This is a genomic window from Qipengyuania polymorpha (assembly GCF_019711435.1).
Lineage (GTDB): Bacteria > Pseudomonadota > Alphaproteobacteria > Sphingomonadales > Sphingomonadaceae > Qipengyuania > Qipengyuania polymorpha.
Map to the genome: position 1 here is coordinate 706,741 of NZ_JAIGNK010000001.1, position 17,856 is coordinate 724,596.

The 17,856-nt window shown below is 62.8% G+C and carries 16 protein-coding genes; 9 read left to right on the plus strand and 7 right to left on the minus strand.

Annotation, left to right across the window (positions count from 1 at the left end):
* Positions 1–67 precede the first annotated feature (67 nt).
* Genes K3152_RS03540 through ppdK form a run of 3 tightly spaced genes read left to right on the plus strand, consistent with a single transcriptional unit; the run spans position 68 to position 5,847 of the window.
* Complete coding sequence (locus K3152_RS03540; protein WP_221572629.1) at positions 68–967, plus strand: glycine--tRNA ligase subunit alpha; 900 nt, start codon at positions 68–70, stop codon at positions 965–967.
* A complete protein-coding gene (gene glyS, locus K3152_RS03545; RefSeq protein WP_221572630.1) occupies positions 964–3,123 on the plus strand; it encodes a glycine--tRNA ligase subunit beta in 2,160 nt (719 codons plus the stop codon). Before K3152_RS03540 ends, glyS begins: the two co-directional genes overlap by 4 nt.
* A 57-nt stretch (positions 3,124–3,180) precedes the next feature.
* A complete protein-coding gene (gene ppdK, locus K3152_RS03550) occupies positions 3,181–5,847 on the plus strand; it encodes a pyruvate, phosphate dikinase (RefSeq protein WP_221572631.1) in 2,667 nt (888 codons plus the stop codon).
* Here the strand turns inward: ppdK and K3152_RS03555 are convergent.
* Complete coding sequence (locus K3152_RS03555; protein ID WP_221572632.1) at positions 5,844–6,602, minus strand: class I SAM-dependent methyltransferase; 759 nt, start codon at positions 6,600–6,602, stop codon at positions 5,844–5,846. The two genes, ppdK and K3152_RS03555, sit on opposite strands and share 4 nt — an antisense overlap.
* 67 nt (positions 6,603–6,669) lie before the next feature.
* On the opposite strand from K3152_RS03555, the gene K3152_RS03560 reads away from it, so the two are divergent.
* The 4 genes from K3152_RS03560 to K3152_RS03575 all read left to right on the plus strand — a co-directional run bounded on the left by K3152_RS03560 (position 6,670) and on the right by K3152_RS03575 (position 10,491).
* Positions 6,670–7,431, plus strand: coding sequence for a double zinc ribbon domain-containing protein (locus tag K3152_RS03560; RefSeq protein ID WP_345719752.1), 762 nt, complete (start codon positions 6,670–6,672; stop codon positions 7,429–7,431).
* Between the two features lie 350 nt (positions 7,432–7,781).
* Complete coding sequence (hisI, locus tag K3152_RS03565) at positions 7,782–8,156, plus strand: phosphoribosyl-AMP cyclohydrolase (RefSeq protein ID WP_425594663.1); 375 nt, start codon at positions 7,782–7,784, stop codon at positions 8,154–8,156.
* A 32-nt stretch (positions 8,157–8,188) separates the two neighbouring features.
* Positions 8,189–8,632: a MerR family transcriptional regulator gene (locus K3152_RS03570; protein ID WP_040963732.1), complete on the plus strand. Its 444-nt coding sequence runs from the start codon at positions 8,189–8,191 to the stop codon at positions 8,630–8,632.
* Between the two features lie 53 nt (positions 8,633–8,685).
* Positions 8,686–10,491 carry an acyl-CoA dehydrogenase C-terminal domain-containing protein gene (locus tag K3152_RS03575; RefSeq protein WP_221572633.1) on the plus strand — a complete coding sequence of 602 codons (1,806 nt, stop codon included), beginning with the start codon at positions 8,686–8,688 and terminating at the stop codon, positions 10,489–10,491.
* A gap of 157 nt (positions 10,492–10,648) precedes the next feature.
* Here the strand turns inward: K3152_RS03575 and K3152_RS03580 are convergent, their stop codons facing one another.
* From K3152_RS03580 to tyrS, 5 genes are all read right to left on the minus strand, one after another.
* On the minus strand, positions 10,649–11,686 hold the full coding sequence (locus tag K3152_RS03580) for a type I restriction endonuclease (RefSeq protein WP_221572634.1): 1,038 nt from the start codon (positions 11,684–11,686) through the stop codon (positions 10,649–10,651).
* 73 nt (positions 11,687–11,759) lie between these two features.
* A complete protein-coding gene (gene cysK / locus K3152_RS03585) occupies positions 11,760–12,677 on the minus strand; it encodes a cysteine synthase A (protein WP_221572635.1) in 918 nt (305 codons plus the stop codon).
* Positions 12,674–13,984: an MFS transporter gene (locus K3152_RS03590; protein ID WP_345719754.1), complete on the minus strand. Its 1,311-nt coding sequence runs from the start codon at positions 13,982–13,984 to the stop codon at positions 12,674–12,676. The genes cysK and K3152_RS03590 overlap by 4 nt, the downstream gene beginning before the upstream one ends.
* Before the next feature lie 74 nt (positions 13,985–14,058).
* Positions 14,059–14,397, minus strand: coding sequence for a PilZ domain-containing protein (locus tag K3152_RS03595; protein ID WP_040963739.1), 339 nt, complete (start codon positions 14,395–14,397; stop codon positions 14,059–14,061).
* A 112-nt stretch (positions 14,398–14,509) separates the two neighbouring features.
* Positions 14,510–15,739 (minus strand): tyrosine--tRNA ligase, encoded by a 1,230-nt coding sequence (gene tyrS / locus K3152_RS03600; protein WP_221572636.1) that lies wholly within the window; start codon positions 15,737–15,739, stop codon positions 14,510–14,512.
* A gap of 32 nt (positions 15,740–15,771) precedes the next feature.
* Here tyrS and K3152_RS03605 point away from each other — a divergent pair, with 32 nt between their 5' ends.
* On the plus strand, positions 15,772–16,314 hold the full coding sequence (locus K3152_RS03605) for a DOMON-like domain-containing protein (protein ID WP_221572637.1): 543 nt from the start codon (positions 15,772–15,774) through the stop codon (positions 16,312–16,314).
* A complete protein-coding gene (locus K3152_RS03610) occupies positions 16,311–17,513 on the plus strand; it encodes an exo-beta-N-acetylmuramidase NamZ family protein (protein WP_221572638.1) in 1,203 nt (400 codons plus the stop codon). The genes K3152_RS03605 and K3152_RS03610 overlap by 4 nt, the downstream gene beginning before the upstream one ends.
* 3 nt (positions 17,514–17,516) lie before the next feature.
* Here the strand turns inward: K3152_RS03610 and K3152_RS03615 are convergent, their stop codons facing one another.
* Complete coding sequence (locus K3152_RS03615; protein WP_221572639.1) at positions 17,517–17,855, minus strand: hypothetical protein; 339 nt, start codon at positions 17,853–17,855, stop codon at positions 17,517–17,519.
* Position 17,856: the final 1 nt, after the last annotated feature.

Below are 17,856 nucleotides of genomic sequence, written 5' to 3' on the forward strand. Positions count from 1 at the left end.
TTCCTGCCACGCCTTGAATCGAACACGCTATTGACCGTGGAAAGCGCCTCCGCCATTGCGCCGCTCCATGGACCGTAATCCGCAAAAATCCTTTCAGGACATGATCCTCGCTCTCCACGATTTCTGGAGCGCCAACGGGTGCCTCATCCTGCAGCCCTACGACATGCGTATGGGCGCCGGCACCTTCCACACTGCCACCACGCTGCGCGCGCTGGGGCCCGAGCCGTGGAACGCGGCCTTCGTGCAGCCCTGCCGCCGTCCGACCGACGGCCGCTATGGCGAGAACCCGAACCGGCTGCAGCACTATTACCAGTACCAGGTGATCCTGAAGCCGAGCCCGGCGAACATTCAGGACCTCTACCTCGAAAGCCTGCGCGTGATCGGCATCGATCCGCTGAAGCACGATATCCGCTTCGTGGAGGATGACTGGGAAAGCCCGACGCTGGGCGCATGGGGCCTTGGGTGGGAAGTCTGGTGCGACGGGATGGAAGTCACCCAGTTCACCTATTTCCAGCAGATGGGCGGCTTCGACTGCAAGCCGGTCGCAGGCGAGCTGACCTACGGCCTCGAACGCCTCGCCATGTATATCCAGGGCGTCGACAACGTCTACGATCTCGACTTCAACGGGCAGGGCGTGACCTATGGCGACGTCTTCCTCGAGAACGAGAAGCAGATGTCGAAGTGGAACTTCGAGGTCGCCGAAACCGATGCTCTGTTCGACCTGTTCAACAAGGCCGAGGCCGAGTGCAAGAATGCGCTCGATCACAACGTCCCCATTGCTGCTTACGAGCAGGCGGTGGAGGCGAGCCACATCTTCAACCTGCTGCAGGCGCGCGGCGTGATCAGCGTGCAGGAACGCGCCAGCTACATGGGCCGGGTGCGCGACCTCGCACGCGGCAGTTGTGAAGCGCATATGGAAAAGGAAGCGCCCGTGTGGGCCGAGAAATATCCGGAGTGGTCGAAATGAGCGACTTTCTCCTCGAACTTCGCAGCGAAGAAATCCCTGCCCGCATGCAGGCGGGCGCGCGCGCCGAACTCGAAAAGCTGTTCCGCCGCGAGATGGATACCGCCGGTGTCACGACGGGCGAGATCACCGTCTGGTCGACGCCGCGTCGGCTTGCGCTGATTGCACGCGACCTTCCCGAAGCAACCGAGGCTGTCAGCGAGGAACTGAAGGGCCCGCCAGTCGGCGCGCCCGACCAGGCCATCGATGGTTTTTGCCGCAAGGCCGGTGTCGAAAAGGGCGATCTCGAAACACGCGACGTCAAGGGCAGGGCGACCTACTTCGCCGTGAAGAACGTGCCCGGCCGCGCGACAAAGGACCTGCTCGCCGAGGCCATCCCCGCGATCATCCGCGACTTCAGCTGGCCGAAGTCCATGCGCTGGGGAGCTGCCTCGATTTCTACCGAGAGCCTGCGCTGGGTTCGCCCGCTCTCGGGCATCGTCGCTCTGCTGGGTGACGATGTGGTCGAATGCGAGGTGCACGGCGTCACCTCCGGCTCGGTCACTCTGGGCCACCGCTTCCATCATTCGGGCGACATCACCATCGGCAATGCTGCCGACTACGCGGTGAAGTTGCGCGCAGGTCACGTCATCGTCGACCATGAAGAGCGCCAGGACCTCATCCGCTCGGGCGCATCCAAGGTCGCCTCCGAAGCCGGTCTCAAGCTGGTCGAGGACGAGGGCCTCGTCATCGAGAACGCGGGCCTCACCGAATGGCCCGTGCCGCTGCTCGGTCGCTTCGAGGAGGATTTCCTCGAGGTCCCGCCCGAGACGATCCAGCTCACCGCACGCGTGAACCAGAAATATTTCGTCTGCGAGGACGAGGCTGGTGAACTCGCCAATGCCTTCATCTGCACCGCCAATATCGAAGCGGAAGACGGCGGCGCACGCGTGGTCGACGGCAACCGCAAGGTCCTCGCCGCGCGCCTCTCCGACGCGCGCTTCTTCTGGGATGTCGACCGCAAGAAGACCCTCGCCGAGCATGCCAAGGGTCTCGAGCGCATCACTTTCCACGAGAAGCTGGGCACGGTCGCCGACAAGGTCGACCGCGTCGCGAAGCTCGCCGACTGGCTGGTTTTCGACGCCAAGGCTCCGAACGGCGACCACAAGCTCGCGCGGCAGGCTGCCGAACTTTCGAAAGCCGACCTCGTTACCGAGATGGTCGGCGAATTCCCCGAATTGCAGGGCCTCATGGGCGGCTATTACGCCAAGGCGGAAGGTCTTCCGGTCGAAGTTTCCGACGCAATCCGCGACCATTACAAACCTGTCGGTGCAAGCGACGAAGTTCCGACTGCACCGACGACGGTTGCGGTCAGCCTTGCCGACAAGCTCGACAACCTCCTCAGTTTCTTCCGCATCGGCATCCTGCCGACAGGCTCGAAGGACCCCTTCGCGCTTCGCCGCGCCGCGCTCGGCTATTTGCGACTGGTGCAGGCGAACGGCCTCAAGCTGGAACTTGACCAGGTCGTCCACGCATGGGCGAGCCAACGGGTCGCAGGCCTGCCCGAGAAACTCGGCGAGTTCCTGCTAGACCGTCTCGCCGTGCAGCTTCGCGATGAAGGCGTGCGCCATGACTATATCCAGGCATCGCGCAGCTGGCAGGGCCGACCCGACATGCGCGTCGATCGCGTCGAGAGCAGGGCGAGGGCGCTGACCGCATTCCTTGGCACCGAAGATGGCGCCAACCTCCTCGCGGGCTACAAGCGCGCCGCCAATATCCTCAAGAAGGAGGACTGGCACGGCGCCGAGGGCGAAATCGCCCGTACCGGCGAGGAAGATCCGCTCAGCCAGGTCGACGATCCCGATATGCGCGCCGTCATCGATGCCAAGATGTCCGAGCGTCACGCCAAAGAGCTTTCCTACCCGCCCGAGCCTGCCGAGAAGGCACTGATGGATGCGCTTGCGACATCGGAACCGGCAGCGGCCAGGGCCATTGAAGCGGAAGACTTCTCTGCCGCGATGGCGGCGCTGGCCGCGCTTCGCGGGCCTATCGACCGTTTCTTCGATGAAGTGACGGTAAATGCAGAAGAAGAAAACAAGCGGGCACATCGTCTCGACCTGCTTGCAGCATTCCGTGCTGCAGTGCACAAAGTGGCCGACTTCAGCCGTATCGAGGGCTGACGAACATTACCCGCATGGACCGTGTTCCATGTGTTCCAAGCTGTAGGGATTGCCTTGATGAGTAACGATACTGTCTTCACCTTCGGCGGCGATGCTCCGCATACGAATGCCCGGCAGAAGGACAAGACAGTCACCGGCGGCAAGGGCGCAAACCTTGCCGAAATGGCGAGCATCGGCCTGCCGGTACCTCCCGGCTTCACCATCGCGACCGAGGAATGCCTGAAGTACCTCGCCGGCGGCAGCGACTTCTCCGAAAAGCTGCGCAGTGACGTGATGGCCGCGCTGGCCCATGTCGAGAAGACCGTGGGCAAGGGCTTCGGTGATGCTTCCGATCCGCTGCTCGTTTCGGTCCGCTCGGGCGCGGCGGTTTCGATGCCGGGCATGATGGACACCGTGCTCAACCTCGGCCTCAACGACGAGACGGTGCAGGGCCTTGCGAACACATCGGGCGACGAACGCTTCGCCTGGGATAGCTACCGCCGCTTCATCCAGATGTATGGCGATGTCGTTCTCGGCGTGGACCACGGATTGTTCGAGGAAGCGCTCGAAATCGCCAAGGAAGACAATGGCTATTACGCCGACACCGAACTGAGCGCCGAGGAATGGAAGACGCTCGTCGCCGAGTACAAGTCCATCGTCGAAATGGAACTGGGCAAGCCGTTCCCGCAGGACCCGGTCGAGCAACTCTGGGGTGCCATCAGCGCGGTCTTCGACAGTTGGGATACGGAACGCGCAAAGATTTACCGCCGCCTCAACGACATTCCGCATGACATGGGCACGGCGGTCAATGTGCAGGCGATGGTCTTCGGTAACATGGGCGACACCAGCGCCACGGGCGTGGCCTTCACCCGCGACCCCTCGACCGGCGAGAAGGCCTATTACGGCGAATGGCTGGTCAACGCGCAGGGCGAGGACGTCGTTGCAGGCATTCGCACGCCGCAATACCTGACGAAGGCTGCGCGCGAGGCGGCAGGAGCCGACAAGCCGAGCATGGAAGAAGCCATGCCCGAGGCTTTCAGCGAGCTCGCGCATCTCTTCGACCTGCTCGAAAAGCACTATAAGGACATGCAGGACATCGAATTCACCGTGCAGCAGGGCAAGCTGTGGCTGCTCCAGACGCGCAATGGCAAGCGCACCGCGAAAGCTGCGCTCAAGCTGGCGGTCGACATGGTGGGCGAAGGCCTCATCGACGAGAAGACGGCCATCCTGCGCGTCGACCCGATGGCGCTTGACCAGTTGCTCCACCCGACGCTCGATCCCGATGCGCCGCGCGATGTTCTGACCACCGGCCTGCCTGCCTCACCCGGCGCGGCGAGCGGCAAGATCGTGCTCGATGCCGATACGGCGGAACTCTGGGCAGGGCGGGGCGAGAAGGTTATCCTCGTTCGTGTCGAGACCAGCCCGGAGGACATTCACGGCATGCACGCCGCCACGGGCATTCTCACCGCGCGAGGCGGGATGACGAGCCACGCGGCGGTTGTGGCTCGCGGCATGGGGCGCCCGTGCGTTTCGGGCGCATCGCAAGTCTCGATTGCAAGGGAGGGGCGCACTCTCACCATCGGCAATCGCGAGCTGAAAGAGGGCGACACCATCACGCTTGACGGCGGCAATGGCCAGGTCATGGCGGGTGAGGTCGCGACCATCGAACCGGAACTCGCAGGCGACTTCGGCACGCTGATGGACTGGGCCGACAAGCACCGCCGCATGCGTGTCCGCACCAATGCCGAAACCGAGACGGACTGCCGCATGGCGCGCCAGTTCGGCGCGGAGGGCATCGGCCTTTGCCGCACCGAGCACATGTTCTTCGACGCCGACCGCATCAGCGCCGTACGCCAGATGATTCTCGCCGACAGCGAGGCTGGCCGCCGCGATGCGCTCGCCAAGCTGCTGCCCGAACAGCGCGCCGATTTCGTCAAGATTTTCGAGGTGATGACGGGCCTGCCGTGCACCATCCGACTGCTCGACCCGCCGCTGCACGAATTCCTGCCGCATGGCGATGCCGAGTTCGAGGAGTTGGCTACCGCAACTGGCAAGAGCGTCGAGCAGTTGAAGCGCCGCGCGGGCGAACTGCACGAATTCAATCCCATGCTCGGCCACCGCGGATGCCGTCTCGGCATTACCTATCCCGAGATTTACGAGATGCAGGCGCGCGCCATCTTCGAGGCGGCGTGCGAAGTGGCGAAGTCGAGCGGTGAAGCGCCTGTGCCCGAAGTGATGATCCCGCTGGTCGCGACACGCCGCGAGCTCGAAATGCTCAAAGCCGTGGTGGACCGTGCTGCCGAGGAAGCCTTCGCTTCATCGGGCTGTAAGGTCGAATACCTAGTCGGCACGATGATCGAATTGCCGCGCGCAGCCCTGATGGCGGGCGAGATTGCCGAAGTGGGCGAGTTCTTCAGTTTCGGCACCAACGACCTTACGCAGACGACGCTCGGTGTCAGCCGCGACGATGCTGGCCGCTTCCTCACCGACTATGTCGACAAGGGAATCTTCGCGCGCGACCCCTTCGTCAGCCTCGATATCGACGGGGTGGGGCAGCTGGTCGAACTCGCCGCCGAACGCGGCCGCAAGACCCGCAGCGACATCAAGCTCGGCATCTGCGGAGAACATGGCGGCGACCCGGCCAGCATCGCCTTTTGTGAGCAGACCGGTCTCGATTATGTCAGCGCCTCGCCCTACCGCGTACCAATTGCCCGGCTTGCGGCAGCGCAGGCCAGCCTTCGTTAGTCTTTCCAGCCTGTTAAGGTAAGAATCTCGAAGCTTTCGACCGTCCGACCCTTGTCATTCGCGCTTGCAAGAAAGGCGTCGCGCGCCCGCTGCAACGCGGCTTTCCCGAGCGGCGGTGCACCGCTCGAAAGGCTCGAAGTCAACGCCTGGTCGCGCAAGTCCGACACCAGCCGGTCGAGCGATTTGTAGGCGACCTCCAGGCTCCGGCTATCGACCACCTGACGCTTGAACAGCGCCCGCTGCATCAGAGCCGAGGCGGCTGCGTTGTCGACCAGCGGATGCATCCGCGCCGCGGGCCTGTCGGGCTCCGCCGCAATCATCGCGCGGCGCAAATTCGCAAGGCTGCCAGCACCAATCAGCGAGGCAATCAGCATACCGCCCTCGTTCAGTGCCGAGCGAAGGTGGAGCAGAGCCCCGGGAAGATCGTTCACCCTTCCGAGCGATGCGAGGCTGACGATGAGGTCGTAAGGGCCGTCACCGAGAGGCTTCTCCTCATCAAGCGTGCGGACATTTTCCTCGTCCACTACCGAGCCGCGGCCACGCAGCGAAAGCGCCAGCGTGCCGGTCCAGTCACCGACGACGAGCACACGGGCAGGCTCGAACCGCATGAACTCGAGCCGGTCGAGCACATCCTCGACCATGTCGTCGAGCACATAGCGGGCGGCATCGCGCTGCGACTGGCGGACCAGCGCGCGCCGATAGCCAGCCTTGCGGCGCTCGCGGCTGAAGATGCGGGGTGGGGCCTTGGTTTCCATTGCCGATTCCATTGCGGGCGCAGATGCCGCGCTTGCATCGCCCATGCAACCCGTGCAGCAAGTTCCTATGGGGAGAGTAACCACATTGCGGCGTGCGATCGGGGAAGGCGTCGCGCCACTGGTGGACCTCGTCTATCCCCCTCGCTGTCCGGCATGCGGTGAAGGTATCGGGGAGCAAGGCGGCCTCTGCGTGGATTGCTGGAACGACCTCGCGATACCCGGTGACCCCAGCTGCGCCTTGTGCCAGCGACCTTTCGGCGAGAGCGGCCCGGACGAAGGCTCCATCTGCGCGCCATGCCTCGGCAGCCCACCCGTCCATGACGGAATTGCGGCAGGCACGCTTTACACCGACACTTCGCGCAAGCTGGTCCTCGCTCTCAAGCATGGCCGCCGCATCGCGCTGGCACCCTTGCTTGCGAGACTGATTGCCGCGCGAATCCCACAAGCTGAGGATGAGCGGCTCATCATTCCCGTCCCTCTGCACCGTTGGCGGTTGTGGCATCGCGGCTTCAACCAGGCTGCGCTCCTTGCTGGCGAATTGGCCAAAGCGGGCTGCGGCACATTGATGGTCGACGGCCTCAGGCGGACCAAACGCACTCCTAGCCTTGGCGGAATGGGGGCGAAGGCAAGGGCGAGGGCGCTCGCGGGAGCCATCGCTGTGAGCTGGGCGGACAGCGTCAAAGGCCGACACATCCTGCTGGTCGACGACGTGCTGACCAGCGGAGCGACCAGCACAGCCTGCGTAAAGGCCCTCAAGCGCGCCGGCGCGAAAACGGTCGTCATTGCCTGCTTCGCCCGTGTGCTCGACGAAGCGCGCGTCCACACCTGAAAAACGAAACGCCCGGAGTCCGAAAACCCCGGGCGCCACGTGACGAAATACACCGGACCCGTCTTGCGACTTGGTGCAGCCCCCCAGCATGCACGCTCGGTCCTATCCCTCATCGTTACCGGATGCGCCGCATATAAACCCCCATGCGGCTGCGGATCCGGGACCCCCTGAACCTGGCGCTCTGCTGGCACCGTTGCTCCGGTGGGCAGGCCTCACATTGCCTGCGGGTCGATACATCACCCAAAAAAGCCGTTCATCAAAACGACAAGTGCGGTTAGTGTCGATTTTGGACAACCCTTGTGGCGGTCCTGCAACATCCTGTCGTAAATTTACAATTTTCCGGAGCAATCGTGTCCCCCGCAGATAGTACACGCGAAACCGGCACCACATTCCTGCCGAAATTCGACGAGAAGGGACTGCTCAGCGCGGTCGTTCAGGATGTCGAAACGGGCCGCATCCTGATGGTCGCCTTCATGGATGCCGAAGCCATCGAGGCGACCCAAGAGACCGGCATTGCACACTTTCACTCCCGTTCGCGCGGCAAGCTTTGGAAGAAGGGCGAGACCAGCGGCAACGTGCTGCGGGTAGAGGAAATCCTCGTCGATTGCGACCAGGACGCTTTGGTCCTGCGCTGTCGGCCCGCGGGACCCACGTGCCACACCGGCGCGACGAGCTGTTTCTATCGCAAGCTGGAAAAGGGCGTTCTCCAACCCGTCAAGCCTTGACGCTTACGTAAACGTTGGGTTAGAAGGCGGGCATGACCCAGCCTCTACCCAATGCTGACAACGACCGCCGCCATGCAGGCGCGCATCTCGACCGGCCCGACAAGCTCGACCGCGAACAATTCTCGATCTCGGACCTCACCAGCGAGTTCGACTGCACCGCCCGCGCGCTTCGTTTCTACGAGGACGAAGGTCTGATTGCGCCCTCGCGTGTCGGCCTGACCCGCATCTATTCCAAGCGCGACCGTGCGCGTCTCGCCTGGATCATGCGCGCCAAGAACGTCGGGTTCTCGCTCACCGAAATCCGCGAGATGATCGACCTTTACGACCTCGACGACGGCCGTGCCGAACAGCGCCGCGTGACGCTGGAAAAGTGCCGCAAGCACGTCGCCAAGCTGAAGGCCCAGCGCGCCGACATCGATAGTTCGATCAAGGAACTGACCGAGTTCATTTCGCTCGTCGAAGAACAGGTCGACTGAATTTCTTCCCGGCGAGACACCGCCTGAAAATCAATCTCTCCCAAGGACAAACAATGCCCACCTATACCGCACCCACCCGCGACACCCGCTTCATCATCAACGAGGTCCTCGACCTTGCCGCCTACAACAACCTCCCCGGTTTCGAGATGGCTACCGAGGATGTGACCGAGGCGGTCATCAACGAAGGCGGCAAGTTCTGCGCCGAGGTTCTCGCGCCGCTCAACCGTATCGGTGACGAGCATGGCTGCGTGCGCAACGACGACGGTTCGGTCACCACGCCCCCGGGGTTCAAGGAAGCCTTCGACCAGTTCCGCGAGGCGGGCTGGGGCACGATCTCGGCCGACGAGAACTACGGCGGGCAGGGCATGCCGCATGTCCTCGGCTTCGTGATGGAAGAGTTCATCTCCAGCGCCAACCAGTCCTTCGGCATGTACCCCGGCCTCACCAATGGCGCGATTTCGGCGCTGATGGCCAAGGGCTCGCAGGAACAGAAGGACATGTACCTGCCGAAGATGATTTCCAACGAGTGGACCGGCACGATGAACCTGACCGAGCCGCATTGCGGCACGGACCTCGGCATGATTCGCACCAAGGCCGAACCGCAGGGCGACGGCAGCTACTCCATCACCGGCACCAAGATATTCATCTCCGCCGGCGAGCATGACATGGCGGAAAACATCATCCACCTCGTCCTTGCGAAAACCCCGGGCGCGCCCGACAGCACCAAGGGCATCTCGCTCTTCGTCGTGCCCAAGTTCCTCGTCAACGAGGACGGTTCGCTGGGCGAGCGCAACGGCGTGATGTGCGGCTCCATCGAGGAGAAGATGGGGATCCACGGCAACTCGACCTGCGTGCTCAACTATGACGGTGCCAAGGGCTGGATGGTCGGCGAGGAGAACAAGGGTCTCGCCGCCATGTTCATCATGATGAACGCCGCGCGTCTCGGCGTCGGCATCCAGGGCCTGAGCCAGGCCGAGGTCGCCTACCAGAATGCTGTCGCCTATGCGCTCGACCGCCGCCAGGGCCGCGCGCTCACCGGCCCGGCAGAGCCCGAGGCACAGGCCGACCCCATCTTCGTCCACCCCGATGTTCGCCGCATGCTGATGGATGCCAAGGCCTTTACCGAAGGCATGCGCGCGCTTGCCCTGTGGGGCGGCCTGCTGGTCGACCTCACCCACAAGGCGCAGACCGAGGAAGAGCGCGAGGAAGCCGACATGCTGCTCGGCCTGATGACCCCGGTCATCAAGGGCTACGGCACCGACAAGGGCTATGAAGTCGCCACCAACATGCAGCAGGTCTTCGGCGGCCATGGCTACATCGAGGAATGGGGCATGAGCCAGTTCGTCCGCGATGCCCGCATCGCCCAGATTTACGAAGGCACCAACGGCGTGCAGGCTATGGACCTTTGCGGCCGCAAGCTGGCCCAGAAGGGCGGCGCTGCCGTGCAGGCCTTCTTCAAGCACGTGGGCGAGGAAATCGCCGCGGCCAAGGAAGTCGATGAGCTCAAGGACATGGCCGAGGCGCTCGAAAAGGCGCTGGGCCAGCAGCAGGCATCGACCATGTGGTTCATGCAGAACGCGATGCAGAACCCCAACCACCTCGGTGCCGGCGCGCATCACTACATGCACATCATGGGCATCGTGACGCTCGGCCTGATGTGGCTCAAGATGGCCAAGGTCGCCGCATGGAAGCTCGCCGACGCGGGCGACGACAAGGCGTTCTACGAACAGAAACTCGCCACCGCGCGCTATTACATGGACCGCTACCTGCCCGATGCCGGTGCGCTGCGTCGCAAACTGGAAGCGGGCAGCGACAGCCTGATGGCGCTGGGCGAAGAGGCCTTCCAGACGGCAGCGTAAGCCCGAGTCGCAGCGTCACGCTGGGACTTTAGTTGATGAAACACATGCGCGGGGTGCCTCTTCCATAGGGTGCCCTGCGTTTTGCCGTGATATTCAGGATTGAAAGAGCCGATGCGAGGTTAGCAGCGGCGAGGGCTGTAGGAAAATGCCTTGAGCGTCAGCCCTCCATGGCGCGAATACGGGCGAGAATTTGCTTCTTGAGTTTGAAAATATCTCGCGGTTCATCGACCGCGTTCATCTCTTCATTCTTGTCAGCATCAAAAGTCCCCACGTATTTTGTGGTGGGCGAGTTGAAGCGTAGACGCGCAATTGGCTTACGATTGTTGTCGTCCAAGAGTACCGCACAATACGACTGGGAATCCCGCATGACGATGCGCTCGGGCGCGACAAGCTCTGAACCGATTGCGCGGACGATATAGAAGCCATCTAATTCTTCTTGGGTAGTCTCGACTTCAGAAGTGCTGGCAGGTTCGTTCTCGGGTTCGTCGCTCATGGCCGAAGACCACTTCGCATCCAACCTCTCCCGAACGATAGCGTTGAAAGCGTTGGGAATGTGACGAGCAATGACCGATTTTACGCCCGGCGTCAGGCGACGGTCGGTAACGTGCGAGGCAACCAGTCGAACCATCTCATCCGAAGGGGTGGTCATCTCCGATTTCAAGGCATCGATAACGGACGTTTCCATCTGCATGTTCGCAGCAGCTTCGGCAGCGGAATCTATGTCAAAGTCTGTCCTTTGAAATTTTGCCAAACCTTTGACTTCGCTCTTCTTGAGGTTGCGGATGTCAACTTCCAGAAACGGTTCTGCGTCCATGCGATTGGTCGCGTCCAAATCCGTGAAGAACTTGTAGATTGCTCCGTTGGTCAGGATGGCAAAACGTGCATCGGATGCTCCGAAGTAGCGGCAAAGTTGAGAAGCGTGCTTTAGCGAGAGTTCAGATGCCGTCGATTTGCACTCAACAAGCATCGCGACTTCGCCACCAACGCGGATAGCGTAATCGACTTTCTCGCCGCGACGTCCGCCGTAGTCACAAGTAAATTCTGGGGTCACCTCCGCTGGATTGGATAAGTCGAATCCAAGAGCCTCGATAAAGGGATTGACCAGCGCAAACTTGGAAGCCTCTTCCGTTTCCAAGATTTCGGCATGCCGGCGAACTTTGTCTGCCAGCGCTTCAAGTTTCGCTTCCAATTCCACCTGTAACTCCCCCTGATTGAGCTAGACGTTGTAATAATTAAATTATCTACGTCTAGCTTCAATCAAGACGTTATCACTCCGGCAAGAAATCCGGCACCGACAGATACCGCTCGCCCGTATCGTAATTGAAGCCCATCACGCGGCTGCCGGCAGACAGTTCCGGCAACTTTTTTGCGATCGCCGCCAGCGTCGCGCCGCTCGAGATGCCGACCAGCAGGCCCTCGGTCGCAGCGCATTTGCGCGCCCATTCCTTGGCATCTTCCGGCTCGACCTGGATCGCGCCGTCGATGGCCTGGGTGTGGAGGTTCTCGGGCAGGAAGCCTGCGCCGATGCCCTGGATGGGGTGGGGGCCGGGCTGGCCGCCGCTGATGACGGGGGAGAGGGTGGGCTCGACCGCGTAGGCCTTCATGCCGGTCCACGTTTCCTTCAGCACCTCGGCGCAGCCGGTGAGGTGGCCGCCGGTGCCAACGCCGGTGATCATCACGTCGATCGGCTCGTTCGCGAAGTCGGCGAGGATTTCGCGCGCGGTGGTGCGCTTGTGGACTTCGAAGTTCGACGGATTGTCGAACTGGCTCGGCATCCATGCGCCCTCGGTCTGCTCGACCAGTTCCTCGGCGCGGGCGATGGCGGCTTTCATGCCGCCTTCCTTGGGGGTGAGGTCGAAGGTCGCGCCATAGGCCAGCATCAGGCGGCGGCGCTCCATGCTCATGCTTTCGGGCATGACGAGCACGAGCTTGTAGCCCTTGACCGCGGCGGCCATGGCGAGGCCGATGCCGGTGTTGCCGCTGGTCGGCTCGATGATGGTGCCGCCGGGCTTGAGCTTGCCCGCCTTTTCCGCGTCCTCGACCATGGCGAGGCCGATGCGGTCCTTGATCGAGCCGCCGGGATTGGCGCGTTCGCTCTTCACCCAGACCTCGTGGTCGGGGAACAGGCGCGAGAGGCGGATGTGCGGGGTGTTGCCGATGGTTTCGAGGACGGACTGGGCTTTCATGGCATCTGCTCCTGGAGCTTTTTTTCTGGGGGTTGTTCTTGCAATTCTTCAGGCGGGTCGAAGGTCCGCGTCGTGCGCAGGACCGGGAAGATTTTCGTCCACGCGGCCACGGTCACGATAGCGCCTGCACCGCCGGTGACAACCGCCGCGACCGGACCCATGGCATAGGCGAGGCTGCCGGAGAAAAAGTCGCCGAATTCGTTCGACGCGCTGATGGTAAGGAGGCTGACCGAAGAGACGCGGCCGCGCTTGTCGTCGGGCGTGTGCAGCTGGATGAGCGACTGGCGGATATAGACGCTGAACATGTCCGCCGCGCCGACGATGAAAAGCATGGCGAGGCTCAGCGGCATCGAGGTCGAGAAGCCGAAGACCATGGTGGCTACGCCGAAGATGGCGACGGCCCAGAGCATCTTGGGGCCGACATTGGTCTTCAGTGGCCGGAAGCTAAAATAGAGTGCGGTGATGGCCGCGCCGACAGCAGGGGCCATGGCGAGCTGCGCAAGACCGGTCTCTCCGACTTCAAGGATGTCGCGCGCATAGACGGGGAACAGCGCGGTCGCCCCGGCGAGGAAGACGGCGAAGAGATCCAGCGTAATCGCGCCGAGCACCATCTTGTTGCGCACGACGTAGCGCAGCCCCTCGACCATCGCGTGGATGGGCCGCTGGTTCTGCGCACGCGGGGGCTGTGGAACTTTGCCGATGAAGGACAGGGCGGTGATGGAGGTGAGGAACAGCGCGCATGCCACGATGTAGGGCAGGCTCGGGAAGATGGCATAGGTGTACCCGCCGACCGCCGGGCCGACAATCATGCCGACCTGCCAGCTGATGCTCGACAGCGCGATGGCGTTGGGCAGGATGGCCTTGGGCACGAGATTGGGGGCGAGGGCGGAGAGCGCCGGCCCCGCAAAGGCGCGCGCTATGCCGAGGAGGATGGCGACGCCGAAAATCCACGGCAGGCTAATCGCGTCTTGCCATGTCAGCCATGCGAGGATGCCTGCGCAGACCAGCTGCAGCATGACCGTCAGCCGCCCGAGGTTGCGGCGGTCGAAATGGTCGGCGGCCCAGCCCGAGAAGGGCGTCAGGATAAACAGCGGCACGAATTGCAAGAGTCCGATCAGCGCCAGCTGGCCCGAGCTTTCGGCCACGCTCATCCCGCCATCGCGCGCGATATTGTAGGTCTGCCACCCGATGATGAGCATCATCGCGTACTGCGCCAGCGTCATCGACAGGCGCGAGAGCCAGTAGGCGCGGAAGTTCGCTATTCGCAGGGGCGAAGTTTCGGGCGAGGGCGCGGTGTCGGTCGTCACGCCAGACGCATGACAGGCCCGCCTTCGGTTGTGAAGACGGGCCTGCTTTGTTTCCTAGAAGGAGGTTTTGCCGCTCAGCGCAGCTTGCGCAGCCTCGGATTGGGCTGGAGCGTGTCGATCAGCGACAGGAAGTCGTCGACGCGGATGATGCGTTCGAACTGGAAGCCCGCGCGATTGTCGCGGCACCAGATGCAATAGGCTTCGATGCGGCCGATGACCGGCAGTCGCACCACGACGCGCTCGCCGCGATTGATGGCGTCGGCATCGTCGATCATGAAGCCGTTCGCCGAGATATTCGCGATATGCATGCGCATGTCGCCCTTGCCGAAATGCTCGGCAATGACCGGGTGGTCGACCGGGTGGCGCGCCATCCGGCGCTGGTCGGTTACGCTGAGTTGTGCTCCGGCGCTCATGCGGTGTGAACCCTTTTGATGTTCTCGTGACCCGCCACTTATTGCCGCACAAAGGCTGATAATTGGTAAACCGCGTGGTCAGAATTTCAAAAGGATTGGCGCCAAGCCCCTGTCAGCGGCGAATAATCGCGTGTTTCTTCTTGCCTAAGGAAAGCTTGATTTCGCCGCCTTCTGCCACTTCGACGAGGGTGGAGGGGTCGGAAACGGGCTCGCCGTCGAGCTTGACCGCGTTTTCCGCCAGCTTGCGCTTGGCTTCCTTGCCCGAGGCGCAGAATCCGAGGCCGGTCAAAACTGCGCCGATGCGCATGCCTTCTGCGCCGACTTCGATGCTGGGCAGGTCCTCGCCCGCGCCGCCACCGGCGAAGGTGTCGGCCGCGGTCTTTTCGGCGGTCTCGGCAGCCTCGCGGCCACGGACCAGCGCGGTGACTTCGTTCGCCAGCACGGTCTTGGCCTGATTGATGTCCGCCCCTTCGAGCGCCTCGAGGCGCGCGATCTCATCGAGCGGCAAATCGGTGAAGAGGCGCAGGAAGCGGCCCACGTCGCGGTCGTCGACATTGCGCCAGTATTGCCAGAAGTCGTAACTCGGCAGCTGGTCCTCGTTAAGCCAGACGGCGCCCGCGGCGGTCTTGCCCATCTTGGAGCCATCCGCGGTGGTGAGCAGCGGAGTGGTCAGGCCGAACAGCTCGCGCCCGTCCATCCGGCGCGCCAGTTCCATCCCGTTGACGATATTGCCCCACTGGTCGCTCCCGCCCATCTGCAGGCGGCAGTCGTAACGCTGCGCCAGCTCGCGGAAATCGTAGGCCTGCAGGATCATGTAATTGAATTCGAGGAAGGTCAGCGGCTGCTCGCGCTCGAGCCGCAGCTTGACCGAATCGAAAGTGAGCATGCGATTGACCGTGAAGTGCGGGCCGACATCGCGCAGCAGTTCGATATAGCCGAGCTGGCTCAGCCACTCGTCGTTGTTGACCATCACCGCGTCGGTGGGGCCATCGCCAAAGGTGAGCAGCCGCTCGAACACCTGGCGGATGCCGGCGATATTCGCCTCGATACCCGCATCGTCGAGCATCTTGCGGCTCTCGTCCTTGCCCGAAGGGTCGCCCACCTTGGTCGTCCCGCCACCCATCACGACAATCGGCTTGTGGCCGGCCTGCTGGAGGCGGCGCAGCATCATGATCTGCACGAGGCTGCCGATATGCAGGCTGGGCGCGGTGGCGTCGAAACCGATATAGCCGGGCACCACTTGCCGCGCGGCAAGGGCGTCCAGACCTGTCGGGTCGGTAATCTGGTGGATATAGCCGCGCTCTTCGAGCAGACGCAGGAGTTCGGATTGGTAGGTGCTCATGATGGAGCGCCCGCTAGCATGGGGATTTCGAATTGGAAACGCATGAACTGACAGCCCACCCGGCCTATCCGCCGCTGGCAGTGACTTCGGTGACGGCGCGGATCGTTTCGCGCGATGAGAACTGGCTGCGGCTGCGCTGGCGGATAGAGGGTTCGGCCAAGCTCGTCGTGCCCGCCTTCGCCGGCAAGGGCAGGGCGGATGAACTCTGGCGCACGACCTGTTTCGAATTGTTCCTGAAACCCGATGGCGGGACCGCCTATTGCGAATTCAACCTCTCGCCGTCCGAACGCTGGGCGGCCTACGATTTCTCGGATCGGCGTGACGGTATGGAGGATCGGCCCGCGCCGCGCGAGCCGGAGTGCACCATGCGCCAAGGCAGCAGTTTCGCCATCTTCGACGCGGCCATCCCTTCCGGAGCCTTGCCGGAAAGAGATTGCGATGCAGGCCTCACCTGTGTCCTCGAAGAAGAAGGCGGCATCAAGAGCTTCTGGGCAATCGGCCATCCACAGGACCAGCCCGATTTCCACGATCCGGCTTGCTTCACCGCGCGGCTTGTTGCACCTGCAAGCGCATGAAATTCGGGATAGACCGCCTCCTCACCGAAGACGACTTGCGCAAGCCCCTCGAGGGCAAGCGCGTCTCGCTCGTCGCCCACCCAGCCTCCGTCACGGCGCAACTGGAACATTCGCTCGACGCGCTGATCGAGCGCGGGATCAACGTGACCAGCGCCTTCGGCCCGCAGCACGGGCTCAAGGGCGACAAGCAGGACAATATGGTCGAGACCGCGGACGAGACCGACCCGCGCTACGGCATTCCCGTCTTCAGCCTCTATGGCGAAGTGCGCCGCCCTACGGGTCAGTCCATGTCGACCGCCGACGTCTTCCTGTTCGACCTGCAGGACCTCGGCTGCCGTATCTACACCTTCGTCACGACGCTGCTCTACCTGCTGCAGGAAGCGTCGACTTCGGGCAAATCGGTCTGGGTGCTCGACCGCCCCAATCCTGCGGGCGGTCCGGTCGAAGGTACGCTCCTGCTCCCGGGTCAGGAAAGCTTCGTCGGCGCTGCGCCGATGGTGATGCGCCACGGCATGACGATGGGTGAGATGGGCCACTGGTTCATCGAGCACTTCAATCTCGATGTCGATTACCGCGTCATCCAGATGGAAGGCTGGAAGCCCGGAAAGGCACCCGGCTACGGCTGGCCCGAGCAGCGTGTCTGGATTAACCCGAGTCCTAACGCCGCCAGCCTGAACATGGCGCGCGCCTACGCGGGCACGGTAATGCTCGAAGGAACCAATTTGAGCGAGGGCAGGGGCACTACCCGCCCGCTCGAGGTGCTGTTTGGCGCGCCCGACATCGACGCACACGCGGTGCTTGGCGAAATGATCCGCCTCTCGCCCGTCTGGCTGCGCGGTTGCCGCCTGCGCGAATGCTGGTTCGAGCCGACATTCCACAAGCATGCGGGGAAGCTCAACAACGGGCTGATGGTCCATGCCGAGGGCCCGTTCTACGACCACCACGAGTTCAAGCCCTGGCGCCTGCAGGCGCTCGCCTTCAAGGCCATTCGCAATCTCTATCCCGATTACGAGATCTGGCGCGATTTCCCCTACGAATACGAGTTCGACCGACTCGCCATCGACGTCATCAACGGCGGCCCCGCCTTGCGCGAATGGGTCGATGACAGCGAAGCAGAACCGGGAGACCTCGACGAAATTGCCGGACGCGACGAAGACACATGGCGCGAGACCATCGCGCCGCACCTGCTTTACGGGTGATGCCTAGTCGATTTTCCTGATGCGTATTTCGTCCGAGCGCTTGGGTAGCGGGCGAATGTCGCTGGTGTCCTCGCGCATCACCATTACCGAACAGTCGCCAATCCGCAGGTCGACAGCTGCGATGAACTTTGCGTCTTCCTCAGAGGAGGTGCCGCGGTCGAGTTTCGGATGGCCGTTGGCGGCGCGGACTTGCGTGATGCGGTCATCGCAATTTTCAGGTGCGGCATCTCGCGGGGTCTGGAGTTCGACTTGCGGGTCGATCGGTGCAGGGCTTTTCTTGGCCTGCTGGGCCATGGCAGCCGTCGCGCCAAGGGCGAGGGCGGGAACGACGAATTTCTTCATT